3 protein-coding genes are annotated in these 2,731 nt (G+C 49.3%); all 3 read left to right on the top strand.

The window, feature by feature from the left end; translation table 11 throughout:
* Positions 1–575, top strand: a 575-nt coding sequence (locus GX364_02735; protein ID NLI69767.1) for a sugar kinase, incomplete at its 5' end; no start/stop codon positions are given.
* Between the two features lie 5 nt (positions 576–580).
* The gene (gene selD, locus GX364_02730; GenBank protein NLI69766.1) at positions 581–1,624 is read left to right on the top strand and encodes a selenide, water dikinase SelD; all 1,044 of its coding nucleotides are present in this window, start codon (positions 581–583) and stop codon (positions 1,622–1,624) included.
* Between the two features lie 532 nt (positions 1,625–2,156).
* The gene (locus GX364_02725; protein ID NLI69765.1) at positions 2,157–2,576 is read left to right on the top strand and encodes a MarR family transcriptional regulator; all 420 of its coding nucleotides are present in this window, start codon (positions 2,157–2,159) and stop codon (positions 2,574–2,576) included.
* The last annotated feature ends 155 nt before the right edge of the window (positions 2,577–2,731 follow it).

Raw genomic sequence — 2,731 nt, 5'->3', positions numbered from 1 at the left:
CGGATGTCAACCTGTTCAAACAGTTACTTTCCCAGATCGATGCCCTTGCGCCCCGTCCGACCCTGATTGCCGATGCTGGATTCATGTATGTGGCCAAAATGAGTGGTGATGCTTCCTCCTTTGACCTATTTACACCCGATGCCGGTGAACTGGCCTATCTGGCAGATGAAAAAGCCCCCCATCCCTTTTACACCCGAGGTTTTATCCTGCACGAGGATAATATGGTGCCGCATCTGATCGAAAGGGCTTACCGGCACAACAATGCCGCCTCCTACCTGCTGGTAAAGGGGGTTACCGACTACATCGCCAACAGGGACGGTGTGATAGCCGTGATCGACAGCCCGCAGGAAGAGGCGCTGGAGGCGATCGGGGGCACCGGGGATACTTTGACGGGGATAGTTTCCGCTCTGATCGAGTCAGGAATGGATCTGGAATCTGCATCGATAAATGCTGCCCGGGTGAATCGGTTGGCCGGTTCTCTGGCCAAACCTACCCCGGCAACCCAGGTATATGATATTATAAAGAAAATACCTTATGCCCTTGATAAGATATTGAAAAACGAAGGAAAGGTCTAGAACCAATGGACGAGCATCCTCGATTGACCCAAAATACCCGGGCTGCCGGCTGAGCTTCCAAAATAGGTCCGGGGGACCTGACAGATGTTCTGTGTGGTCTGACACCGAACAAAGACCCAAACCTCCTGGTAGGTATCGATGGGTCCGATGATGCCGGGGTATACAGATTGACCGATGATATAGCCCTTATCCAGACCCTGGATTTTTTTACCCCCATTGTTGATGATCCCTTCGATTTTGGCCGGATAGCTGCGACCAATGCTTTGAGCGACGTTTATGCAATGGGCGGCAGACCGCTGACGGCAATGAACATCGTCTGTTTCCCGATCAAGGATATGGATAAATCGGTTTTGAGTTCAATCCTGCAAGGCGGTTTGGAAATAGTCCATCAGTCAAATGCGGTCATGGTGGGGGGGCACAGTGTTGAAGATCCCGAGTTGAAATATGGGCTTTCATTGACGGGGATTGTCCACCCCCGGAAATTCCTGACCAATGCCGGCGCAAAACCGGGAGATCTGCTTGTACTTACAAAACCTCTTGGAACCGGAATACTGGCCACCGCCCTCAAGGCAAATATGTTGAATGAAGAAGCTGCCGGTTCTGTTACCGAACAGATGGCCACCCTCAACAAAGGGGCTGCGGAAGCAATGATCGAGGTTGGTGTAAACGCATGTACGGATATCACCGGTTTCGGACTGCTGGGACACTGCATTGAAATGGCCAGGGCAAGCAAGGTGGGGATTGGAATCGATACCCGAAAGGTGCCGATTATGCCCGAGGTCAAAACTTTTGCCACGATGGGGTTGATCCCCGGGGGAAGTTTTACCAATCAAAAATTTTATTCCAGGGACATCCGGATTGATTCGAGTGTAGAATCCGTTTTGCCGGATATCATGTTCGACCCTCAAACATCGGGGGGCCTGCTCATTTCTGTTCCAGAAAACAAAGCGCCCGCTTTGGTACAGAATCTCCGGAAAAAGAACGTCCTTTCCACAAACATCATCGGATCGGTCAGAAAAGAAATGCCCGGAAAAGTTCACTGCTACTGAGAGAACATAAGGGAACACGGGGGCCTGGCCCCGGCGGTAACGGAAACGGTGGAATTGACCTGGCCCACATAATTATATCCATCAATGGAAAAAGATCAGTTGCTTGCAACGCCGCCGGCCGTCCCCTGAAGGTGGATAGTTCCGTTACGGTGTCCGTGGATTTCTGCCTTGACGGGGCTGGAGGGATTGAACCTGATGAGAACCCGCTGACATCGTGTTTTTGCCACCCCCCTGAACAACCATCAACTTCTTTTTCCGGCTCTCATTGCGGCGAGCGGCCTTCCCGTTCTTCGCACCCACGCCCGGAGTCCACCGGTCTTGACGGGAAGAGTATCTATTTTACCCCGATCATCCCGGCCAGCAAGATAGTTTTATTTTTTAACGAACTTCCGTATTTCTGAACAGAAGAATCAAAGTAAACAATAAAGTACTTCCGTTTGACAAGAATAGAGAAAAAATTGTAATATTGAATATGCTTTGAAATTCAAATATTATCAATTTCAAGTAATACAGCTTTCAAGGGGGTTTTGCGGTGGACCATATCGAGAAGCTAACCGATGAATTTCTGTTATTCTTCAATGGTTTTTCTTCCTGGGAAAGTTCCGTCATCCGCTCCAGTGATCTGAGCATTTCGGAGGCCCATGCCATCGAGGCGCTGGGACAGTACGGAACGATGAACATGAAATCCCTGGCCGGCAAGCTGGGGGTCACTACCGGCACGACCACCGTTACCGTGGATCGTCTGGAATCAAAAAAATACGCCCGGCGCACAACTACAAAGAAAGACCGGCGGGTCAATCTGATCAGCCTGACTGAAAAGGGAGAAAAAGCGTTTGCAGAACACCATCGTTTTCACCTGGATCTGACAAGGCAGATGTGTGCATGTTTGTCAGAAGAAGAAGTTAAACAACTGCTGGGCATCATCAAGAAAATCAACAGGGAAATATTTTGATCGAAAAACCTTGAAAGAGGACTGACCAATTGATTGGAAGATACAAGGAAGCCGGTGTTTACAAACAACTGCTGCAGATGAAAGAATTTTACGCGGTAGCTTTTGGAATTATTCTTGTTGTACTGAGTTTTGTTCTCGATAAGAAGGGTTTTGCG

It is taken from the genome of Bacillota bacterium (assembly GCA_012518215.1).
In the GTDB taxonomy this organism is placed as follows: domain Bacteria; phylum Bacillota; class Dethiobacteria; order DTU022; family PWGO01; genus JAAYSV01.
Note: the sequence above shows the minus strand (reverse complement) of the source record. Positions and strands in the feature narration are given on the sequence as shown.